The following is a 20412-nucleotide window of genomic DNA, read 5'->3' on the forward strand; positions in this document are numbered from 1 at the left end:
CGCCAGCGCTCTATGCGCCCTTCACGCCCAACCCCAAAGTGGCCTAATTTTGCGCCGCCCTTTGGTCGGGTTTTACTCCGCCGTTGACAGCAGGATTGCGCAACAAGTACAATCATTGCATCTATTCGTTCGATCCAAATGGCGGCCCGCCCAATACAATCATGATGCGCATAGCGGATCGCAAAACCGAGATACTGGTTGGCAAGCAAGAGGTCGCCGATGACGCGGAACTGGCCAAGTTCGACGCGGCGGTCGAACGTTTGCAGGCCTTGAATCTGGATATATGGGACGCGATCCGGCGGTTTGACTATCCTATGTGATCCAGACAGGGGGACGCTACAGTTTAGGCGCGCCCGGCGTCGGCCGATAAGGCCAATGCGCTGACGCCAAGCTGCTTCAACGCACCTTCCCATTTGTCGGGATCGGGGGTTTCAAAGACCAGTTGTTGGTTCGCGTCGCAGGTCAGCCATCCGTTTTGCGCGATTTCCGCTTCCAGCTGTCCCGGACCCCATCCGGCATAGCCCAAAGCCATGATCACCCGCTCGGGCCCGCGCCCTTGGGCCAGATCTTCAAGAATGTCCAAGGTTGCGGTCATCGCGAAGTGATCGTTCACATCAAGGGTCGAAATGGCAGAATGATAGCCGTAGTCATGCAAAACAAACCCGCGCCCGTGTTCGACCGGCCCACCGAAATGCACGGACATATCCCGCAGATCGGGCCCCGGAGTGATGGAAAGCTGGGTCAGAAGCTCTTTCAATTTCAGGTCTTCTGTGGGTTTGTTGATCACCAGCCCCATGGCCCCTTCGTCCGAGTGGGCGCAGACGAACACGACCGAGTGTTCAAACCTCGGATCAGCCATGCCGGGCATTGCAATCAATAATTTCCCTGTAAGATCAATGTGATTGGTCAAGAACATCCTCCAGAATACCCTTATAAGAATGGTGTGATAAGCACAGCAGTTCAAGCGTTGCCATCAAGGCCTGCGTTATTTATCCCGGAAAGATCGCTGGAACGTGAATTGGCATTTCGGGCTGGATCGCCCATGTAGACACTATGATGGCAAGAGTATTAATCCTTATCGTGGCGGTTTTCGCCTTGCTGCCTGCGCCGCGTGCGGCGCTTGCGAATGCCGACATGGTGGACGCGCGCATTCTGACCGGGTGGCGAGAGCAGGATGGCCGCCACGTGGCAGCCCTGCACCTGACCTTAAAGAATGGCTGGAAGACATATTGGCGCGCACCGGGGGATGCCGGGATTCCACCGCAATTCGATTGGCGCACGTCCGACAATCTGGCCGGCGTTCAAGTGACGTGGCCCGCGCCGCGCGCGATAGATCAGGGTGGGCTGCGCACGATTGGCTATGCCGACAGCATGACCTTGCCGCTGACGCTGAGCCCGAAAAATCCGGGCCAGCCGATTGTCTTGGCCGGCGAGGTGGAAATTGGCGTGTGCAAGGATGTGTGCGTGCCAGTGACTTTGCAGGTGTCGCAGCGGTTGCAGGCGCACGCCTCACAGCGCGATCCACGCATCGTGGCGGCCATGGCATCGCGGCCCTATTCGGCGTCTGAGGCGGGCGTCACACGCGTCGCCTGCGCGCTTAGCCCGATCGAGGGTGGTTTGCGCCTGCGCGCCGAGGTGGATTTGCCCAACACCGGTGGTCACGAGATTGCGGTGATCGAAACCAGCAACCCTGCCATTTGGGTGTCACAGGCCGATACGAAACGCCAAAGCGGGCGCTTGGTTGCGGTGTCCGACATGTATCATGTCGACGGCGCGGCCTTTGCTTTGGATCGCTCAAAGCTTCGGATCACCGTCGTTGGTGAAAACCATTCGGTTGATATTCGCGGTTGTCCCGGACGATAAGCACCGGCCTTATTTTCGGCGTTGATGTTCGTCCAGCCGGGGCATGATCTCGACAAAGTTGCAGGGGCGGTGGCGGTAATCCAGTTGCAGGCTTAAAATCTCGTCCCATGCATCCTTGCAGGCGCCGGGGCTGCCGGGCAGGGCGAACAGATATGTGCCCCCGGCAACACCGCCGGTGGCGCGTGACTGGACCGCGCTTGTGCCGATCTTTTGCATGCTGATCATCGTGAAAACAGTGCCGAAGGCGTCGATCTCTTTTTCATAGACATCGCAATGCGCCTCGACGGTCACATCCCGCCCGGTCAGGCCGGTGCCGCCGGTTGAAATGACCACATCCACCCGATCCGAGGCGATCCATTCGCGCAGCTGGTCGGCGATCTGGTCGCGCTCGTCGCGCACGATCATCCGGTCTGCCAATATGTGCCCTGCCGCTTCAATCCGGTTGACCAGCACCTCGCCGGAGCGGTCCTCGGAAATATCGCGGCTGTCGCTGACGGTCAGAACGGCGATGCGGACTGGAATGAACTCTTTGCTGTCGTCGATACGGCTCATGTGGGTCAACTCCTTTGGATAAGGGCAAGGCGGAGCGCCAGCCCTGCGAATATTGCAGCACTGGCATAGCCAAGGCCGCGTGTGAACCGGGTTGATGTGGCCATCCGGCGGCCCACGCCGCCGGCAAACAGCCCAACCGTCCCGTTGATGATAAACCCGCCAAGCCCAAGGATCAGGCCGTAGACCAAGAACTGCCCAAGGATCGCGCCGCGTGCCGGATCGACGAATTGCGGGACAAAGGCCAGCACGAACAAAATCACCTTGGGGTTCAGCAGGTTGACGACCAGCCCTTGGCGAAAGGCACGCACGGCGGGAATGTCCAGCGGGACCGCTGCAGATGGGGCCGGACGGCGCAGGGCGGCCCATGCCAGCCACAGCAGATAGCCCACCCCGCACCAGCGGATGACGTCGAACAGCCAAGGCATCGCGGCCATGGCCGCCCCAAGCCCAAGCCCGGCCAGCGTCACATGCACCATGCCGCCGGCAGCAATGCCCGCGCTGGCCGCGATGGCCGGGCGCGGCCCAGACCGCAGCCCAAGCCCAAGGCAAAACATCATGTCCGCGCCGGGTGTCAGGTTCAGCGCCAGACCAGCCGGGATAAAGGCCAGCAAGACAAGCGGGTCAATGATCACGGGCTGACCTCAAACCAATTGGGGGTCGGGCCAAGGTTGACCACACGGGTCGCCCCGATCACGCCCTCCGCGCCCCAACTGTCATGAATGTGGCCGCAGAGCGCCAGTTTTGGCTGCAGCCGCTCAATCGCCGCGCGGATGGCGGCTGACCCAACGGAAACCCCTTGCGAGGTGACATCGGCCACGCCTTTTGGCGGGGAATGCGTGATCAGAATATCGGCGCGCTCACATGCGTTCAAAAGCGTCTCGGCCTCGGGTTCGGTCAGGTCGCAGGACCAATCGCCAAAGGGCGTGACCGGCACGCCGTAGCCAAGGCCGAAAATATGCAGCCCGTTCGCCTGCGTTTCACGCCCGTGCAGAACGGTCATGTCTTTACCAGCCGCGCGGCGCAGCTCGGCATCGCTTTCGGCATTTCCGGGCACCACGATCATTGGTGCGGTGATGCCCTTTAGCATGGCCATGGCCTGTGCCAGCCCTTCGCGGTGGTTGCAGAAATCGCCAGCGCCGATGACCAGATCCGCGCTGTCACTGGCCGCCACCAGATCGGCGGCATGGCGCGCGGACAAGTGCAGATCGGAAAAGGCCAGAATGTTCATTGCAAACCCTTAAGCCGCGCCTGCAGCGCCAACAGATCGGCCCAGGTTTCGCGTTTGAACTTGGGACTGCGCAACAGGTAGGCGGGGTGAAACATCGGCAGGGTTGGCTTGCCATAGCTTTCGGCCCAGTGCCCGCGCAAGCGGCTGATGCCGCGTTTGCCAAGCCCCGCCTGACAACTGATGTTACCCATCAGTATGATCACTTCGGGGGCGACCAATTCGACATGGCGCTGCACGAACGGGACCAGCATGGCGATTTCATCTGGTTTCGGGTCGCGGTTTTGCGGTGGGCGCCACGGCAGAACGTTTGTGATGTAAACCGATGCTTGGGTGTCGGTGGCGTCGCGCGCCATGCCGATTGCCGCTAGCATCTTGTCCAGCAATTGCCCGGCACGGCCGACAAAAGGTTTGCCCTGCATATCTTCGTCCCGGCCCGGAGCCTCGCCGATGATCATCACGCGCGCCGCCGGGTTGCCATCGCAAAACACCAAATTGCGCGCGCCGCGTTTCAGCTCGCAATGCTCGAACGCGGCAAGCGCGGCTTGCAGTGCCTCCAGCGTATCGGCGCTTTGGGCGGCCGCCTTGGCGTCGGCCACCGGATCGAATGCGGCCAGTGGCGCAGGCTGTGTGGGCGCAGGTGTGGAGGCCACCGGGGCGGCCACTTTTTCAGGCACCTCGTAACGGTTCACGGGCGCATCGCAAATCGCCTCGGTCGCGCCAAGTTCAACCTGCCAATCCAGCAGCGCCTTCGCCGTATGATAATCCAATGCCGATTCCATGATGGCGGCAGGCTACTCCCCTGCCGCGCCAGTGAAAAGCACTCAACGCGATGCCTTGCCCCGGACCGCTGCCCTTTCTATAAGCGGGCAGGATCACGGAACGGAGCGGCGGATGACCTTTTCACACTCCCACCTTCTGGGAATCGAACCCCTGCCACCGTCAGCAATCTCTGAGATTCTGGATTTGGCCGATCAATATGTCGCGCTGAACCGGGGTGACATGAAACATGCCGAGGCCTTGGCGGGCCTGACCCAGATCAACATGTTCTTTGAAAACTCCACCCGAACGCAGGCCAGTTTCGAACTGGCGGGCAAACGTCTGGGGGCGGATGTGATGAACATGGCCATGCAGGCCAGTTCGATCAAAAAGGGCGAAACGCTGATTGACACCGCCATGACGCTCAATGCCATGCACCCCGATCTGTTGGTTGTGCGCCACCCGCATTCTGGGGCAGTGGACTTGCTGTCGCAAAAGGTGAACTGCGCGGTTCTCAACGCCGGTGACGGGCGACATGAACACCCCACGCAGGCCTTGTTGGATGCGCTGACAATCCGCCGCGCCAAAGGCCGCCTGCACCGTCTGAATGTCGCGATTTGCGGTGATATCGCCCATAGCCGTGTGGCGCGGTCGAATATCCTTTTGTTGGGCAAGATGGAAAACCGCGTGCGGCTGATTGGCCCGCCGACGCTGATGCCGTCGGGCATCGCCGATTTCGGGGTCGAGGTCTATGACGACATGGCCGAAGGCCTGCGCAATGTGGATGTGGTGATGATGCTGCGCCTTCAGCGCGAGCGTATGGATGGTGGCTTTATCCCGTCCGAGCGTGAATATTACTTCCGCTACGGGCTGGACGCCGAGAAACTGGCCCACGCCAAAGACGATGCCATTGTCATGCATCCCGGCCCGATGAATCGCGGGGTCGAGATTGACGGTGAAATCGCCGATGACATTAATCGCAGTGTCATTCAGGAACAGGTCGAAATGGGCGTCGCCGTGCGCATGGCCGCAATGGACCTTTTGGCGCGCAATCTGCGGGCCCGCCCGCGCGAGGTGATGGCATGACCGACAAGATCACGATCCGACCGACAGAGCATGGCGTTGTGCGCATTTTTGCTGTCGATTTGCCCGAAGATCAGATCGCGGGGTTCAACCGTCAAAACGGCGCGTGGCCCTTGCAAGACGCGCTTGGTGCTGATGTGCTCAATGCCGATCACGTAGAGCTTTTCCCGCTCTCCGATCTGGATGAGCTGGGGCTGACCGGCTATCTGGAACAGGGGCACGGGATTGACCCTGCGGATCTTGCGGATATGCGCGGCCAGCTTCATGCGCTGGCGGGCCATGTGCTGATCGTGACGTCGCGTGCCTTTGGCGGGCAGGCCCAGACATTGACGCCCCGCGCGCCGCTGCGCCTGATTGCCAGCTTTCATGAAGACGCCACGCCGGTTGCCTTCGACCCCCTGCCATCCAAGGCCGCCCGCGGCACGACGGGTGGCAAGGCGGCCCCCAGTGATGCGGCCATGTCCGGGCGCATTGCGTCCTTGGCATTGCTGGTTTTGTTCGCGCTTGTCGCTGTTGTCGTATGGGTCGCATCATGAGCGAAAACCTGATCCACTCGATGACACCCACCAGCCCGCTGGCCGACGGCGAACATGTGGTTTACAGTTTCCACCCTGACCGTGCAGCCTATTGGCGCGATCATGCTTGGCTGGCGGCGGGGGCGATGGCCATCGGCATGGTGATCTTGTGGGCGATGGGCAATCCACATGTCTGGACCGGGGCAGTTGGCGGGCTTGCGGCGGTGGCCGTGCGTGCGTTCTACGTTGCCTCGGACGAGATGCAGGCCCGGTGGGATTTGACAGACCGGCGCTTGTTGGGGCCGCAAACCCGCGCGGTGTTCCTGAAAGATATCCAGACGATCCGAACCCTTGGCAGTGCCGTGCAGATCGTCACGCGCTCGGGCGACAAGCATCTTTTGAAATATCAAGCCGACCGCGACGCCACGCGTCAGCGGATCGAGGCCGCAAAAGCCGGAGCCCTGTCATGACAACCACCACGCTGTTTGCCAACGCCCGCCTGATCGACCCGGAACAGGGCAGCGATACGCCCGGCTGGCTGCTGATCGAAGACGGGGTGATCAAGGCCATCGGGGCCGAGGCCGCCATGCCAAAGGCGGAGGAGGTTGTTGATTGTGATGGCAAATGTCTTGCGCCGGGGATTGTCGATATCGGCGTGAAAGTCTGTGAGCCGGGCGAGCGCCACAAGGAATCCTATCGCTCGGCGGGTCTGGCCGCGGCGGCGGGCGGGGTCACCACCATGGTGACGCGTCCCGATACCAGCCCGGCCATCGACAGCCCCGAGGCCTTGGAATTTGTCGCGCGCCGCGCCAATGCGGCTGGTCCTGTTCGTGTCTTGCCGATGGCGGCCTTGACCAAGGGCCGCGAGGGGCGCGAGATGACCGAGATCGGGTTCTTGCTGGATGCCGGCGCGGTGGCCTTTACCGATTGTGATCACGTGGTCACCAATACCAAGGTGCTCAGCCGCGCGTTGACCTATGCCCGCGCGCTTGGGGCCTTGGTGATTGCCCACCCGCAAGAGCCGGGGCTGAGCGCCGGGGCGGCGGCCACCAGTGGCAAGTTCGCGTCGCTGCGCGGGTTGCCCGCCGTGTCGCCGATGGCCGAACGCATGGGGCTGGACCGTGATATTGCCCTGCTGGAAATGACCGGCGCGGCCTATCATGCCGATCAGATCACCACGGCCCGCGCCTTGCCGGCACTGGAGCGCGCCAAGCGCAACGGGTTGAACATCACCGCGGGCACATCCATCCACCACCTTACCCTGAACGAATTGGACGTGGCTGACTACCGCACCTTCTTTAAGGTCAAACCGCCACTCAGGTCCGAGGATGACCGGCAAGCGGTGATCGAGGCGGTGCGCTCGGGCCTGATTGACGTGATCAGCTCTATGCACACCCCGCAAGACGAGGAATCCAAGCGTCTGCCTTTTGAAGAGGCGGCCAGCGGTGCCGTGGCTTTGGAAACCCTTTTGCCTGCTGCGTTGCGTTTGTATCATTCCGGCGATCTGGATTTGCCAACATTGTTTCGGGCCATGGCCCTTAATCCGGCGCGGCGGCTTGGCCTTGCGTCGGGGCGGTTGGCCGTTGGGGCCCCTGCGGATGTGCTGGTGTTCGACCCTGACAAGCCGTTTGTGATGGATCGCACGACGCTGCATTCCAAATCCAAGAATACGCCATTTGACGGCCAGCGTATGCAAGGTAGGGTGCTGGCAACCTATGTTGCCGGAACCCCAGTATTTGAGGCCCGCTAATGCCTGATTTTGACACTGGCCTTGCCCTGTTGGCCCTTTGGGCCGTTCTTGGTTACCTGCTGGGGTCGATCCCGTTTGGCATGGTGCTGGCCAAGGCCATGAACCTTGGAAACCTGCGCGAGATCGGCTCGGGCAATATCGGCGCGACCAATGTGTTGCGCACCGGGTCCAAGGGCGCGGCGGCGGCAACGCTGCTGCTGGACGGTGGCAAAGGGGCTGTTGCTGTTTTGCTGGCACGAGCGGTCACGGGCGAAGATGCCGCCCAACTTGCCGGGCTGCTGGCCTTTTTGGGGCACTGCTATCCGGTTTGGCTAGGCTTCAAGGGTGGCAAGGGGGTTGCGACCTTCCTTGGTCTGATGCTGGCCTTGGCATGGCCTGTCGGCGTGGCCTGTTGCCTGACATGGCTGGCGGCGGCGGCTCTGAAACGGATTTCATCCTTCGCCGCGATTGCGGCGGCGGCCTCATCCACCTTGTGGATGAACCTTCTGGGGCATGGGCAGGCGGTTGTGCTGGGTGCGATTTTGACCTTGCTGATCTTCTGGCGACACCGCGAAAATATCGCCCGACTGAAAGCAGGCACCGAACCGAAAATCGGCCAGAAATAACCCGGCACCGCGGCTGGCCCGGTATCGGGCGCAGGTGCAGTGCCGGGCCAGCCGCATGTTCAATCACTCAGTAGGAATACTCGGCATAAATCCGGCTAAGATCGCCATTCCAATCGCCGTGATAGTGCTCTAGCAAATCATCGGCGGGGACCGTGCCCGTTTCGACGCTTTCTTGTAGTGCGTTCAGGAAATGGGTCTCATCGGGGATCATGCCGTTGGCCCCTGCGCATGCCCGCGCCTTCAGACCGGCTTGGGATATGGCCACAACCTCGCGTGCCAGCTCGTGCATATCTACGCCGGGCACCTTGGCTTGCAGGGCGTCTTTGCCGGCCGCGATGCGCAGGGCCTCGCGGGTTTCGGCATCCCAGTCTTTGACTAGATCCCAAGCCGCATCCAGTGCTGTCTGATCATACATCAACCCGACCCAGAACGCGGGCAGGGCACATAGCCGCCGCCACGGGCCACCATCGGCCCCGCGCATTTCAAGGAATTGCTTGATCCGGGCCTCGGGGAAGATCGTGGTCAGGTGATCGGCCCAGTCCGACAGGGTGGGTTTTTCGCCTGGCAGGGCGGGCAGTTCGCCTTTCAGAAAGTCCCGGAAGGATTGGCCAAGCGCATTGATGTAGACCCCGTCGCGGTAGACAAAATACATTGGCACATCAAGCGCATAGTCAGCCCATGCTTCGAAGCCGAAGCCGTCCTCAAAGACAAAGGGCAACATGCCGGTGCGATCTGCGTCCAGATCGCGCCACACCCGCGCCCGCCATGATTTGAACCCGGTGGGCTGACCTTCGAAAAACGGGGAATTTGCAAAAAGCGCCGTTGCGACCGGTTGCAGGGCAAGGGCCACGCGCAGTTTCTTGACCATGTCGGCCTCGGATCCGAAATCCAGGTTCACCTGCACGGTGCAGGTGCGGTACATCATGGATTTGCCCATGGTGCCGACCCGGTCCATGTAATCGGTCATCAGTTTGTAGCGGCCTTTGGGCAGAACCGGCATGTCCTCGTGCCGCCAGATCGGCGCGGCACCTAGCCCGATGAACCCGACGCCAACCTTGTCGGCGATGTCTTTGACGTCACGCAGGTGGGCGTTCACCTCGTCGCAGGTTTCGTGGATGGTTTCCAGCGGGGCGCCTGACAGTTCAAGCTGCCCGCCCGGTTCAAGGCTGACATTCGCGCCGTCTTTTTCAAGGCCGATCAGCTTGCCGCCTTCCTCCAGCGGGGCCCAACCGTGACCATCACGCAGGCCTTCCAGAACGGCCAGCACACTGCGCTCGCCCTCATAGGGGATGGGCCGGAGCGTGTCTTTGCAATAGCCAAATTTCTCGTGTTCGGTGCCGATCCGCCATGCATCGCGCGGCTTGCAGCCACGTTCCAGATACTCGGCCAGTTGTTCGTGCCGCTCAATTGGCCCGCCTCCGGACTGGGGTATGGACATGAGCCTCTCTCCTGCCTTGTCGCGCAATAATGACTGTCACAAGTGGCCGCATTCACGCGGGGTGTCAATGCAGGGCGTTTGTGCGTTTTTGCCAGATGACGATGGTGTCATGGTCCCCACGCTGCATCTGCGACAACATCCATTCGGTGCGCAAGCCGGGAAGCTGTGCGAAGGCATCAAACAAACGATCCGCGCCTCGGGCGGTCAGTGGGATCACCAGATCAGGTTGCCCCGGTTGGCTGAGCCGCCAGTGCGATGGGTGGCCGGTGCGGTCAACGGTCAGCCGGGTGATATCGGCCAAGGCCACGACACCGCCGTTCAGCGGGCCGAAATAGGCAATTTGCCCTTCGTCTACCTGCACAACGCCCGGCCCGTTTTGGCCGATGCGAAACCGAGCGCGTTGGAACCCGATCCAGACCAAGGCAAACCCGAGCAGCACGACCGGGTAGCCCAGCCAGTGCAACAGGCCCACAAAGCCGAAAACCCACCAAAGCCCAAGCGCCACAATGACGCCACCGGTCAGCGCCTCGCGCCATTTGCGCAAAGCGGCTTGCGCTTCGGGCCGCATAAAGCTCAATGCCAATCTCCGAGGGTTGTTTGCCAGACCGTCATCGCGGCCACCGCGGCTGTGTCAGCCCGCAGAATGCGTGGCCCGAGGCTGACCGCATGGGCAAAAGGCAGGGCGGACAGGCGGGCGCGTTCGCTGTCAGAAAATCCGCCCTCGGGGCCGATCAGAATGGCCCATTTATCACCGCGGGGCTGACCTAAACTGTCGCGCGCCCCGACAAGGGATTCGTCGCAGAACATCAACTGGCGGTCTTCGGGCCAATCGGCCAAGACCTGCTCTAGCTTTTGCAAATCGCAAACCTCGGGCACAAAGGTGCCGCCGCATTGTTCGGCGGCCTCGACCGCATGAGCCTGAAGCCGGTCTTGCCGGATACGTTCGGAATTGGTGAAATCAGTTTGCACCGGCAGGATACGCGCCGCGCCCATCTCGGCGGCCTTTTCGACGATAAAATCGGTGCGCGCTTTTTTGATCGGCGCGAACAAAAGCCACAGATCGGGCGGGTTTTGCTGCGTGCGGGTCTGCGCGTCGGTCATTAGCAGACCGTCCCGCTTGCCAGCCTTTTCCACCGTCGCGCGCCATTCGCCCCCGTGGCCGTTGAACAACAGCACGGTATCGCCCACGTTGCGCCGCATCACGCCGAACAGGTAATGTGCCTGCTCGCGCGTCAGAGGAACCGTTTGCCCTTGCCCCAAGGGGTGATCTACATAAAGCCTGATTTTGGTATCTGCCATGGGGGCACCATATGACCAGCAAGAACCAGACGCCAGAGCCTGCAAGCGGTCAAGTGGCCGACGCGGTCAAAGGCAACTGGGTGGACCGTCTGGCCCCGGTGGCCACGCGGCCCTATCTGCGCCTGTCGCGTGCGGATCGCCCGATTGGCACGTGGCTTTTGCTCCTGCCGTGCTGGTGGGGGCTGCTGTTGGCGATGCTGCATGACGGTCAGGCCACATGGCACGATCTTTGGATTTTCGCCGGGTGCGGCATCGGTGCGTTCCTGATGCGCGGGGCCGGCTGCACGTGGAACGACATCACCGACCGTCATATCGACGGCAGCGTCGCGCGCACGGCGTCACGGCCCATCCCTTCGGGGCAGGTCACTGTCACGGGGGCGCTTGTGTGGCTGGCGGCACAGGCGCTGATTGCCCTTTGCGTTTTGCTGACCTTTAATATAGTCGCGATTGCGCTTGGCGTTCTGGCCTTGCTGCCGGTTGCGATCTATCCCTTTGCCAAGCGGTTCACGTGGTGGCCGCAGGTATTTTTGGGGTTGGCGTTCAACTGGGGTGCGTTGCTGGCATGGACTGCGCATACCGGGCAGCTAGAGTGGCCCGCAGTCATGTTATACTTGGCCGGGATCGCATGGACGCTTTTCTATGACACGATCTATGCCCACCAAGACAAGGAAGACGACGCGCTGATCGGCGTAAAGTCGACCGCCCGCCTGTTCGGCAATAGCAGCCCACGTTGGTTGCTGGGGTTCTTGGTGCTGACGGTGACGCTCCAGATGATCGCGGTTTTGCTGGCGACCATTGATGGCAGCGCAGGCGGATTGCTGGTTGCGCTTTTGGGGCCATGGGCCATGGGGCTGCACATGCATTGGCAGCTGCGCCGCCTTGATCTAAGCGACAATGACCGGCTGCTAGGGTTGTTTCGATCAAACCGGGACGCAGGTATGCTGCCTGTGCTGATTTTCGCCGTCGCGCTGTTGGTGTGATTGAACTTGGATCAGACTGGGCCTAAAGACTTCTTGAACAACAACTTGCGGGCCCTCGCATCATGCGCCTGTCTTCTATTCTGGTTATCGCAACCACATTCCTGATCGCGGCGGCCATCTGCCTTATGGCCGCGCGCTTTGCCGTGACGGTGATCGAGGACACATCGCGCACGACCGTTCGCGATACGCTGGACAGCAACGATATGGTCTGGGCCGAGGTCGATGCCAGCGGCTTGCAGGTGTTTCTGGCCGGAACCGCACCATCCGAGGCCCTGCGTTTCAAAGCCCTGTCGGTGGCCGGAACCGTGGTGGACGCGGCGCGGGTCATTGACCAGATGTTGGTGACCGACAGCGAAAACCTTGCGCCGCCGCGGTTCTCGATCGAAATCCTGCGCAACGACAGTGGAATTTCACTGATCGGACTTGTCCCTTCGGCGACAGATCGCGACGCGCTTTTGGAAGAGATATCCGACACGGCCAAAGGGGTTGAGACAGCCGATTTTCTGGAATCGGCCGATTACCCGCAGCCCGCCAATTGGGAGGCTGCGTTGGACTTTGCTCTGGACGCATTGCAAATGTTGCCGCGCACCAAGATTTCGGTGGATGCCGAACGGATCAAGATTACTGCGATGGTCGATAGCGAGGCTGCAAAACGTGAGCTTGAGACCGAACTGTCGCGCAAGGCCCCGTCGGAAATAAGTCTGACCATGGATATTTCGGCACCGCGTCCGGTGATCACACCCTTTGCACTGCGGTTCCTGATCGAGGACGGGCAAGCCCGCTTTGATGCCTGTGCCGCCGATACCGAGCAAGCCCGCGACCGCATTTTGAGTGCAGCGGGCAAAGCCGGGATGACCGACAAGGTCAACTGCACAATCGGGCTGGGCGTGCCCTCGCGCAGGTGGGGCGACGCCGTGGAGATGTCGATTGAGGCGTTGGCCGAGCTTGAAGGCGGCAGCCTGACATTTTCAGATGCCGATATTTCCCTGATCGCGGCACAGGGAACGCCGGAAACCCGGTTTGATACAGTGGTCGGACGGTTGGAGACCTCGCTACCAGATGTCTTTGCGTTGCATGCCGTGTTGCCGCAGCCCGAGAAGACAGATCGCGCGGCCAAGCCTGAATTCGTGGCCACGCTCTCACCGGAGGGGTTGGTGCAAATCCGGGGCCGCGTGTCCAGCGAACTGGCCCGCAACACCGTTGATAGTTTCGCCAAGGCGCGGTTTGCCTCCGATATCGTGCATACAACCGCCCGCGTGGCCGAAGGCCTGCCGCGCGATTGGTCTTTACGGGTTCTGACCGGGCTTGAGGCGCTGAGTTATCTTTCAAACGGCTCGGTGGTCGTGACCTCGGATCTGGTGCAGGTGACCGGCAACACCGGCCAAAACGAGGCCGGTGCCATGATCGCGGGGTTCTTGTCGGACAAACTGGGCGAGGGTCAGGAATTCTCGATTGATGTGACCTACCGCGAAGAATTGGACCCGATCGCAAGCCAGCTGTCCCCCGAGGAATGCGAAGCGCGCATTGCGGAAATTCTGATTGAGCGCAAAATTAACTTCGAACCGGGCTCGTCCAACATTGATTCGAACGGTGCGGCCATTCTGGATGACATCGCTGACGTGCTTGAAAATTGCGGCGATCTGCGGATGGAAATTGGTGGGCATACCGATAGCCAGGGGCGCGAAACCATGAACCAGAGCCTGAGCCAGGACAGGGCGCAGGCGGTCTTGAACGAATTGCGCAAGCGCCGGGTTTTGACAGCGTCCTTTTCCGCCAAAGGCTATGGTGAAAGCCAACCCATTGCCGACAATGACACCGAAGATGGCCGGGAGGCCAACCGCCGGATCGAATTTCGCCTGATCCGGCCCAAGCCGGTCGAAGAGAAACAGACAACGCTTGAAAGCCTTGAAGAACCGGGCGATGACGACCAAACGTCAGATCAGCAAGATCAGGAAGACACGTCAGATGAACAGAACTGAGTTTATATTTGCCACGGCTGTCATCTTGTTCGTGGCGTTTTGCGTCGGGTGGTTCGCCAATTGGTTGGTGCATCGGTTTATCCGTGTCTCGCAATCCGATGTGGGCGAGCTGGAAAAAATGGCGCAAGAGCTGCACGAGGCCGAGGAAACCCGCGATCAGGCCATCACATACCTGCAACAGCGCGAAGCGGAACTGACCAACCAATTGTCCCAGACCGAAGCTGAATTGGCGGCCACGATGGACGGCTTGCGCGAAGCGCGCCAAGAGGCGGAACAACTGCGCACGCATCTGGAGCGTGTCGGCTCGGGGTAAGCGGCCCGCACATCATTCCGCGGTCCACTCCTCCGCTGACCCTCGCGCGTCGGGGCCATTGTCCAAGGTGGCGTTACGTCAATTTCTGCTTTGCCTATCCGGTTTGACAGGCTAAACATTGGCCATGATCACGCGCGCACCCTCTCTTTCCGCCCGACGCCGACGCACCCGCGTCTAGGGCGCCTGCCTGCTTGATCCCGGCGCGTCCCGCGCCACCACCCACCCAAAACATTGACTTGCCCCCGCGCCTGAGGCACTCAAGGGGCTTTCCTAGAAAAGGATATGCACATGATCCCGTCCGTTCTGCCGACATATAATCGGGCACCGTTGAGCTTTGTCAAAGGCGAAGGCAGCTGGCTGATCGAGGCGGATGGACGCCGATTTCTGGACATGGGGGCAGGGATCGCGGTGAACGCGCTTGGCCACGCGCACCCCGATCTGATCGCGGCGCTGACGGCGCAGGCGGGTAAGTTATGGCACACGTCCAACCTCTACCAGATCCCGCAGCAACAAGCCTTGGCCGATAAATTGGTCGATGCCACATTCGCCGACACCGTGTTTTTTACCAATTCCGGCACCGAATCCTGCGAACTGGCCGTGAAAATGGCGCGCAAGTATTTCTACGATCAGGGCCAGCCTGACCGTATCGGCATCATCGCCTTCGACGGCGCGTTTCACGGACGGTCTCATGCGGCGATTGCCGCTGCCGGGTCCGAAAAGATGGTCAAGGGGTTTGGCCCGGTCCTGCCGGGGTTCACCCAGGTCGCGTGGGGCGATCACGATGGCCTGCATGCCGCCATTGATGACACCACAGCCGCCATCCTGATCGAACCGGTGCAAGGCGAAGGCGGCATTCGCCCCTTGCCCGATCAGTGCCTCAAAGGGCTCCGAGATCTGTGTGACGAAAAGGGCATTCTGCTGATCGCGGACGAGGTGCAATGCGGTATGGGGCGCACCGGCAAGCTGTTCGCCCATGAATGGGCCGGGGTGGATCCGGATATCATGATGGTGGCCAAGGGCATTGGCGGCGGGTTTCCCCTCGGCGCTGTGCTGGCAATCGAGGATGCGGCCCGCGGTATGACGGCAGGCACCCATGGCTCCACTTACGGCGGCAACCCGTTGGCTTGCGCTGTCGGGTCCAAAGTGATGGATATCATATCCGACCCGGCTTTCCTGCGCTCGGTCAATGAAATCGCCGGCGATCTGCGGCAGGGCCTTGAAGGGCTTGTCGCGGCGCATCCTGATGTCTTTGATCATGTCAGGGGAACCGGGCTGATGCTGGGCCTCAAATGCAAGGCTACGAATACCGATGTGGTCGCCGCCGCCTATGATGCGCAACTGATCACCGTTCCGGCGGCTGACAATGTTGTGCGCCTGCTGCCGCCGCTCAATCTCACGCAAGCTGACATGGCCGAGGCCCTGTCCCGCCTCGACGCCGCCGCCACGCAGGTTGCCACCAACAGGAATACCTGACTTCATTGTTCCAAAAATACTCCGGGGGAGTCGCGCCATGCGCGACGGGGGCAGCGCCCCCGCAACCCCGGCTCAACCAAGGTCACAGACATGAACCATTTTCTTGATATCCACAAAACTGCCCCGGCCGATCTGCGGTCGATGATTGATACGGCCAATGCCATGAAGCAGGCGCGCAATGGCCGTCCGCGCGGCGCGGCTGACGATGACACCCCGCTTGCAGGGCAGATGGTTGCGCTGATCTTTGAAAAACCGTCGACCCGCACACGCGTCAGTTTCGATGTGGGCGTGCGGCAAATGGGCGGCGAAACAATGGTGCTGTCCGGCACCGACATGCAGTTGGGCCATGGTGAAACGATTGCCGACACCGCCCGTGTTCTCAGCCGCTACGTGGATCTGATCATGATCCGCACCTTTGATGAATCCGTGTTACTGGAAATGGCAGACTATGCCGACGTGCCGGTCATCAACGGGCTGACCGATCGCACCCATCCCTGCCAGATCATGGCCGATATTCTGACCTACGAGGAACATCGTGGGCCAATCGCGGGCAAAAAAGTGGTCTGGTCGGGCGATGGCAACAACGTGTGTGCCTCGTTCCTGCACGCGGCGGGGCAGTTCGGGTTCGATCTGACCTTTACCGGCCCCGCGCAACTGGACCCCGAGGCCGAGTTTGTCGGGCTGGCCCGCAAGTCGGGCAGCACGATCGAGATCGAGCGTGATCCCGTCAAGGCGGTCGAGGGGGCCGATCTGGTCGTGACCGACACATGGGTCAGCATGCATGACAGCCAATCCACCAAGGAACGCCGCCACAACATGCTGCGCCCCTATCAGGTGAACGAGGCGTTGATGGCCCATGCCAAGCCCGACGCGTTGTTTATGCATTGCCTGCCCGCTCATCGCGAGGACGAGGCGACAAGCGCGGTAATGGACGGCCCCAACTCGGTGATCTGGGACGAGGCCGAAAATCGCCTGCATGCGCAAAAGGCGGTCATGCGCTGGTGTCTGGGCGTCTGACGTTTTAGCCTTGGCCATGATCGGGCAACAGGGCGAGGCGCAGGCATGACAGTGGCACGCATTGGCATTTACGGGCTTGGCACGATGGGCAGCGCGTTGGCGTTGAACATGGCCGAGCACGGCATTGACGTTGCCATCAGCAATCGCGAGGTGCCGCGTATCAACGCCTTTATGGACGCAAGCGGTGATCTGTCAAAACGCTTGCACCCGCATGAAACGCTGGCCGGTTTCGTCGCCGGGCTTGAGGTGCCGCGGCTGGTCTTGTTCATGATCCCGTCGGGCGATGCGATGGATGAAATGATCACCCGCATCGCGCCGCTGCTGGACCACGGCGATATGATCATCGACGCTGGCAACGCCGATTTCCACGCCACCCGCCGCCGTGCGGCTGATCTGGCCCGCCAGAAATTGCATTTCGTCGGTATGGGCGTGTCGGGCGGCGAACAGGGCGCGCGTCACGGGCCGTCGATGATGGTGGGCGGCAGTGATCACAGCTGGCAGCAACTGGCCCCGGTTTTGTCGTCCATCGCCGCCCGGTTTCGCGGCGATCCCTGCGTTGCGCTTCTGGGGCCGGATGGGGCGGGGCATTTCGTCAAGACCGTGCATAACGGTATCGAATACGCCGATATGCAACTGATTGCGGAACTGCACAGCTTGTTGCGCTACGGCATGGCCTGGACCCCGCCCGAGGTGGCGGATCTGTTCACGGTCTGGAACGATGGACCTTTGCAGTCATATCTGGTGGGGATTACGGCCAACATCCTGCGCGCGTCAGATCCGGACACCGGCCACCCGATGATTGATGTCATCAAGGATAGCGCCGGGCAAAAAGGCACGGGCCGCTGGACGGTGATCGAAGCGCTGTGTCTGGGTCAATCGGCCACCATGATTGAAGCGGCGGTCGCGGCCCGAAGCTGGTCGTCCGAAAAGGACACCCGACAAACCGCCGAAACGGTCTTGGGGGGCGCGCGTCTTGGGGTGTCGCTGTCGGCCGAAACCCTTGCCGACGCGTTTCTGGCGGCGCGGATATTGGCGCACGCTCAGGGCTTTCGCCTTCTGTCCGAGGCGTCCGACCACTATGACTGGCAGCTTGATCTGGCCCGCATCGCTGAAATCTGGCGCGCCGGGTGCATCATTCGCTCTGCGCTTTTGGATGACATCGCCGCAGCATTTCACGACACTCCGAAGCACGGTGAATTGATCCTCGCCCCTGTGATCGCTGAACGATTGGGCCATGCCATTCCCGCCCTGCGCGAAACCGTCGCGGCGGCAGTGCACGCCGGGCACGCGGTGCCTGCGTTATCGGCCGCGCTTGCATGGTATGACAGCATGCGGCAGGGGTTTGGCACGGCCAATATCATTCAGGCTCAACGCGATGTGTTTGGCCGCCATGGCTTTCAACGGTTGGGCCAAAGCGGTGTGCATCATGGCCCGTGGTGGGATTGATCCCAAGGGATGCGTTTAGCTGATCAGGGTATTGAGCAGCAAAAAGATCGCCGCTGACATCACCGCAGCAGCGGGCACGGTGATGATCCAGGCGGCAACGATGGTCATGAAGTGGCTACGGCGCACGAGCTTGCGGCGGCGACGTTCTTCGGCTGGGATTTTCTTAGGCATGCCGGTGTGTCCCACGTGGTTGCGCAAGCGGCGCTCCATGTGCCATTCCCGGAAAAAGCCCACGCCGAACACGCCCCCGACCGCGATATGCGTGGAGCTGACGGGCAGGCCCAGCCAACTGGCCACAATCACGGTGATTGCCGCCGACAGCGCAACGCAATAGGCGCGCATCGGGTTCAGCTTGGTGATTTGGCTGCCAACCATTCGGATCAGCTTGGGGCCAAACAGGAACAGCCCGAACGAAATACCGAATGCGCCGATGATCATAACCCACATCGGGATCGCAACCTCGCCTGCGACCGCGCCGAACTGATTGGCGTGCACGATAGCGGCCAAGGGGCCAACCGCGTTGGCGACGTCATTTGCTCCATGGGCAAACGACAGCAAGGCCGCCGATAACACGAGGGGCAGGCCAAACAGTGCCTTCAATGATCTGTTGCGATTTTCCAAGCCTTCGGATTGGCGGCGGATCATCGGGCGGGTGACCGCATAGCTGACCACGCCCAGAACAAGGCCGATCAATAGCGAGGTGCCGATGTTGACATCAATGACCCGCTTCAACCCCTTAAGCGCCAGATACGCGGCAAAGGTGCCCGCCATGATGCCGACCAGAACCGGCACCCACCTGCGCGCGGCGGCAATTTTGTCGTCTTGATAAATGATGCGGCTTTTGATCAGCGCCAGAAAAGCGGCGGCGATGACGCCGCCCAACACCGGTGAGATCACCCAACTGGCCGCAATCGCGCCCATTGTCGGCCAATTCACCGCGGCAAAGCCCGCAGCGGCAATGCCTGCGCCCATGACACCACCAACAACCGAATGTGTGGTCGACACAGGCGCCCCGACCTTGGTGGCCAGATTGACCCAAAGCGCGGCTGAAATCAGCGCCGCCATCATCGCCCAAGTGAAAACGCGCAATTCCGAGACCCCGGCCGGGTCGATGATGCCTTTGGAAATGGTCGACACGACATCGCCACCGGCCAAAAGCGCACCCGCGCTTTCACAGATGGCGGCGATGACAATTGCCCCGCCCATGGTCAGGGCATTGGCCCCAACGGCGGGGCCCATGTTGTTGGCCACGTCGTTTGCACCGATGTTCAGCGCCATGTAGGCCCCGAACACGGCGGCGGCGACAACGATCATGTTGTTGGGTTGGGTGCCAAACAGCAGTGCAGCGGCCAGCCCGGCGATGACCATGAAGGCCAATGCAATGCCCGGTCCCACCAATGGGCGCGCGACATAGGTTGTCGCATATTCAATTTGGGAAATTCGGCCTAAATCTTTGTCCAGTGTTTTCCACTGATTGCCGCCAGAGGGCTTGGTCAAAACGCACTCTCCCGTTGTTCGCTTCGCGCACAGCGCTAGAGTGGCCTGCCCCCTGTTTCAATGGCCTAAGTCGCAATTTCGTTACAAATCTGTTACAAATTACGCAAAAGCGTCTTCAGCCCCGGCTCGTCTACTTTTTCTGCGGCCTCTTCGGGGCTGACCCAAACTCGGCGGCGCTCACGCGCTTCGGGGTAGATATCTGCCATTTGTGATACATTCAGGCGGAACACCTGCACCTCGACCGGGTTTTCGTAGCCATCGTCAAGGCGTTTGTCATAGCTGTATGTCCCGATCGGCTGCGGCAGCATATCGGCATCTTGAACGCCCGCTTCTTCCCATGCTTCGATCTGCGCGGCCTCAGCCGCCGACTTGTCGTCCATCAGCCAGCCTTTTGGTATGATCCAGCGGCCTGTGTCACGGCTGGTGATCAGCAAAACCTCAAGTCCATCTTCGCCGTCACGACAGCATAACGCCGCCACCTGGCATTCCGGGGGGCGTCGCAACAGGGGCTGGACAACCTCTGCCCAGGCTTTTTTCAATCCATCAGTCATAAGCTTTGATCTAAACCGCTCGTTTTAATTATTTATTATTAAAGTAATATATACACGCATTTCGCGA

23 protein-coding genes are annotated in these 20412 nt (G+C 61.0%); 13 read left to right on the forward strand and 10 right to left on the reverse strand.

The annotated features are described in order from the left end of the window. The first annotated feature begins 83 nt into the window (after positions 1-83). Positions 84-320 carry a hypothetical protein gene (locus HAT86_RS07750; protein WP_167195406.1) on the forward strand — a complete coding sequence of 79 codons (237 nt, stop codon included), beginning with the start codon at positions 84-86 and terminating at the stop codon, positions 318-320. Positions 321-343: 23 nt separating this feature from the next. Here HAT86_RS07750 and HAT86_RS07755 read toward each other — a convergent pair whose 3' ends face one another. After that, positions 344-910 (reverse strand): YqgE/AlgH family protein, encoded by a 567-nt coding sequence (locus HAT86_RS07755; RefSeq protein WP_231125854.1) that lies wholly within the window; start codon positions 908-910, stop codon positions 344-346. Positions 911-1056: 146 nt separating this feature from the next. Between HAT86_RS07755 and HAT86_RS07760 the strand changes: the two genes are divergently transcribed. Further along, complete coding sequence (locus tag HAT86_RS07760) at positions 1057-1863, forward strand: protein-disulfide reductase DsbD domain-containing protein (protein WP_331272515.1); 807 nt, start codon at positions 1057-1059, stop codon at positions 1861-1863. Between the two features lie 9 nt (positions 1864-1872). Here the strand turns inward: HAT86_RS07760 and moaB are convergent, their stop codons facing one another. Genes moaB through HAT86_RS07780 form a run of 4 tightly spaced genes read right to left on the reverse strand, consistent with a single transcriptional unit; the run spans position 1873 to position 4422 of the window. Then, positions 1873-2415 carry a molybdenum cofactor biosynthesis protein B gene (gene moaB / locus HAT86_RS07765; protein ID WP_167195415.1) on the reverse strand — a complete coding sequence of 181 codons (543 nt, stop codon included), beginning with the start codon at positions 2413-2415 and terminating at the stop codon, positions 1873-1875. 5 nt (positions 2416-2420) lie between these two features. Then, positions 2421-3044 carry a LysE family translocator gene (locus HAT86_RS07770; RefSeq protein ID WP_331272517.1) on the reverse strand — a complete coding sequence of 208 codons (624 nt, stop codon included), beginning with the start codon at positions 3042-3044 and terminating at the stop codon, positions 2421-2423. Continuing rightward, positions 3044-3643 carry a metallophosphoesterase family protein gene (locus HAT86_RS07775; RefSeq protein WP_167195420.1) on the reverse strand — a complete coding sequence of 200 codons (600 nt, stop codon included), beginning with the start codon at positions 3641-3643 and terminating at the stop codon, positions 3044-3046. The genes HAT86_RS07770 and HAT86_RS07775 overlap by 1 nt, the downstream gene beginning before the upstream one ends. Further along, complete coding sequence (locus HAT86_RS07780) at positions 3640-4422, reverse strand: uracil-DNA glycosylase (protein WP_167195422.1); 783 nt, start codon at positions 4420-4422, stop codon at positions 3640-3642. The genes HAT86_RS07775 and HAT86_RS07780 overlap by 4 nt, the downstream gene beginning before the upstream one ends. Positions 4423-4534: 112 nt before the next feature. On the opposite strand from HAT86_RS07780, the gene HAT86_RS07785 reads away from it, so the two are divergent. The 5 genes from HAT86_RS07785 to plsY are packed head-to-tail and all read left to right on the forward strand — an operon-like array spanning position 4535 to position 8352. Then, the gene (locus HAT86_RS07785) at positions 4535-5485 is read left to right on the forward strand and encodes an aspartate carbamoyltransferase catalytic subunit (RefSeq protein ID WP_167195424.1); all 951 of its coding nucleotides are present in this window, start codon (positions 4535-4537) and stop codon (positions 5483-5485) included. Beyond that, a complete protein-coding gene (locus tag HAT86_RS07790) occupies positions 5482-6018 on the forward strand; it encodes a hypothetical protein (protein ID WP_167195426.1) in 537 nt (178 codons plus the stop codon). The genes HAT86_RS07785 and HAT86_RS07790 overlap by 4 nt, the downstream gene beginning before the upstream one ends. Beyond that, the gene (locus tag HAT86_RS07795; RefSeq protein WP_167195428.1) at positions 6015-6467 is read left to right on the forward strand and encodes a hypothetical protein; all 453 of its coding nucleotides are present in this window, start codon (positions 6015-6017) and stop codon (positions 6465-6467) included. The genes HAT86_RS07790 and HAT86_RS07795 overlap by 4 nt, the downstream gene beginning before the upstream one ends. Then, positions 6464-7747, forward strand: a complete 1284-nt coding sequence (gene pyrC / locus HAT86_RS07800; protein WP_167195430.1) for a dihydroorotase — start codon at positions 6464-6466, stop codon at positions 7745-7747. Before HAT86_RS07795 ends, pyrC begins: the two co-directional genes overlap by 4 nt. Further along, complete coding sequence (gene plsY / locus HAT86_RS07805) at positions 7747-8352, forward strand: glycerol-3-phosphate 1-O-acyltransferase PlsY (protein WP_167195432.1); 606 nt, start codon at positions 7747-7749, stop codon at positions 8350-8352. The genes pyrC and plsY overlap by 1 nt, the downstream gene beginning before the upstream one ends. A gap of 67 nt (positions 8353-8419) precedes the next feature. Here plsY and HAT86_RS07810 read toward each other — a convergent pair whose 3' ends face one another. From HAT86_RS07810 to HAT86_RS07820, 3 genes are all read right to left on the reverse strand, one after another. Then, the gene (locus HAT86_RS07810) at positions 8420-9790 is read right to left on the reverse strand and encodes a glutamate--cysteine ligase (RefSeq protein WP_167195434.1); all 1371 of its coding nucleotides are present in this window, start codon (positions 9788-9790) and stop codon (positions 8420-8422) included. A gap of 64 nt (positions 9791-9854) precedes the next feature. Beyond that, positions 9855-10367: an EbsA family protein gene (locus tag HAT86_RS07815; RefSeq protein ID WP_167195652.1), complete on the reverse strand. Its 513-nt coding sequence runs from the start codon at positions 10365-10367 to the stop codon at positions 9855-9857. Then, positions 10364-11089 carry a 16S rRNA (uracil(1498)-N(3))-methyltransferase gene (locus HAT86_RS07820; protein WP_167195437.1) on the reverse strand — a complete coding sequence of 242 codons (726 nt, stop codon included), beginning with the start codon at positions 11087-11089 and terminating at the stop codon, positions 10364-10366. Before HAT86_RS07820 ends, HAT86_RS07815 begins: the two co-directional genes overlap by 4 nt. Before the next feature lie 11 nt (positions 11090-11100). Here HAT86_RS07820 and ubiA point away from each other — a divergent pair, with 11 nt between their 5' ends. From ubiA to gndA, 6 genes are all read left to right on the forward strand, one after another. Continuing rightward, complete coding sequence (ubiA, locus tag HAT86_RS07825) at positions 11101-12069, forward strand: 4-hydroxybenzoate octaprenyltransferase (protein ID WP_167195440.1); 969 nt, start codon at positions 11101-11103, stop codon at positions 12067-12069. Positions 12070-12131: 62 nt separating this feature from the next. After that, positions 12132-14048, forward strand: coding sequence for an OmpA family protein (locus HAT86_RS07830; protein ID WP_167195442.1), 1917 nt, complete (start codon positions 12132-12134; stop codon positions 14046-14048). Further along, a complete protein-coding gene (locus HAT86_RS07835; RefSeq protein WP_167195445.1) occupies positions 14035-14361 on the forward strand; it encodes a hypothetical protein in 327 nt (108 codons plus the stop codon). Before HAT86_RS07830 ends, HAT86_RS07835 begins: the two co-directional genes overlap by 14 nt. Before the next feature lie 288 nt (positions 14362-14649). Beyond that, a complete protein-coding gene (locus tag HAT86_RS07840; RefSeq protein WP_167195448.1) occupies positions 14650-15834 on the forward strand; it encodes an aspartate aminotransferase family protein in 1185 nt (394 codons plus the stop codon). 90 nt (positions 15835-15924) lie between these two features. Then, entirely contained in the window at positions 15925-16851 is a 927-nt protein-coding gene (argF, locus tag HAT86_RS07845; protein WP_167195451.1) for an ornithine carbamoyltransferase, read from the forward strand. Between the two features lie 45 nt (positions 16852-16896). Beyond that, positions 16897-18297, forward strand: a complete 1401-nt coding sequence (gene gndA, locus HAT86_RS07850) for an NADP-dependent phosphogluconate dehydrogenase (RefSeq protein ID WP_167195454.1) — start codon at positions 16897-16899, stop codon at positions 18295-18297. Between the two features lie 15 nt (positions 18298-18312). On the opposite strand, the gene HAT86_RS07855 is transcribed toward gndA, so the two are convergent. Together HAT86_RS07855 and HAT86_RS07860 are read right to left on the reverse strand one after the other, a co-directional pair. Next, complete coding sequence (locus HAT86_RS07855) at positions 18313-19794, reverse strand: inorganic phosphate transporter (protein WP_167195457.1); 1482 nt, start codon at positions 19792-19794, stop codon at positions 18313-18315. Positions 19795-19886: 92 nt separating this feature from the next. Beyond that, positions 19887-20297 (reverse strand): NUDIX hydrolase, encoded by a 411-nt coding sequence (locus HAT86_RS07860; protein ID WP_331272516.1) that lies wholly within the window; start codon positions 20295-20297, stop codon positions 19887-19889. Between the last annotated feature and the right edge of the window lie 115 nt (positions 20298-20412).

It is taken from the genome of Roseovarius gahaiensis (assembly GCF_011601345.1).
Lineage (GTDB): Bacteria > Pseudomonadota > Alphaproteobacteria > Rhodobacterales > Rhodobacteraceae > Roseovarius > Roseovarius gahaiensis.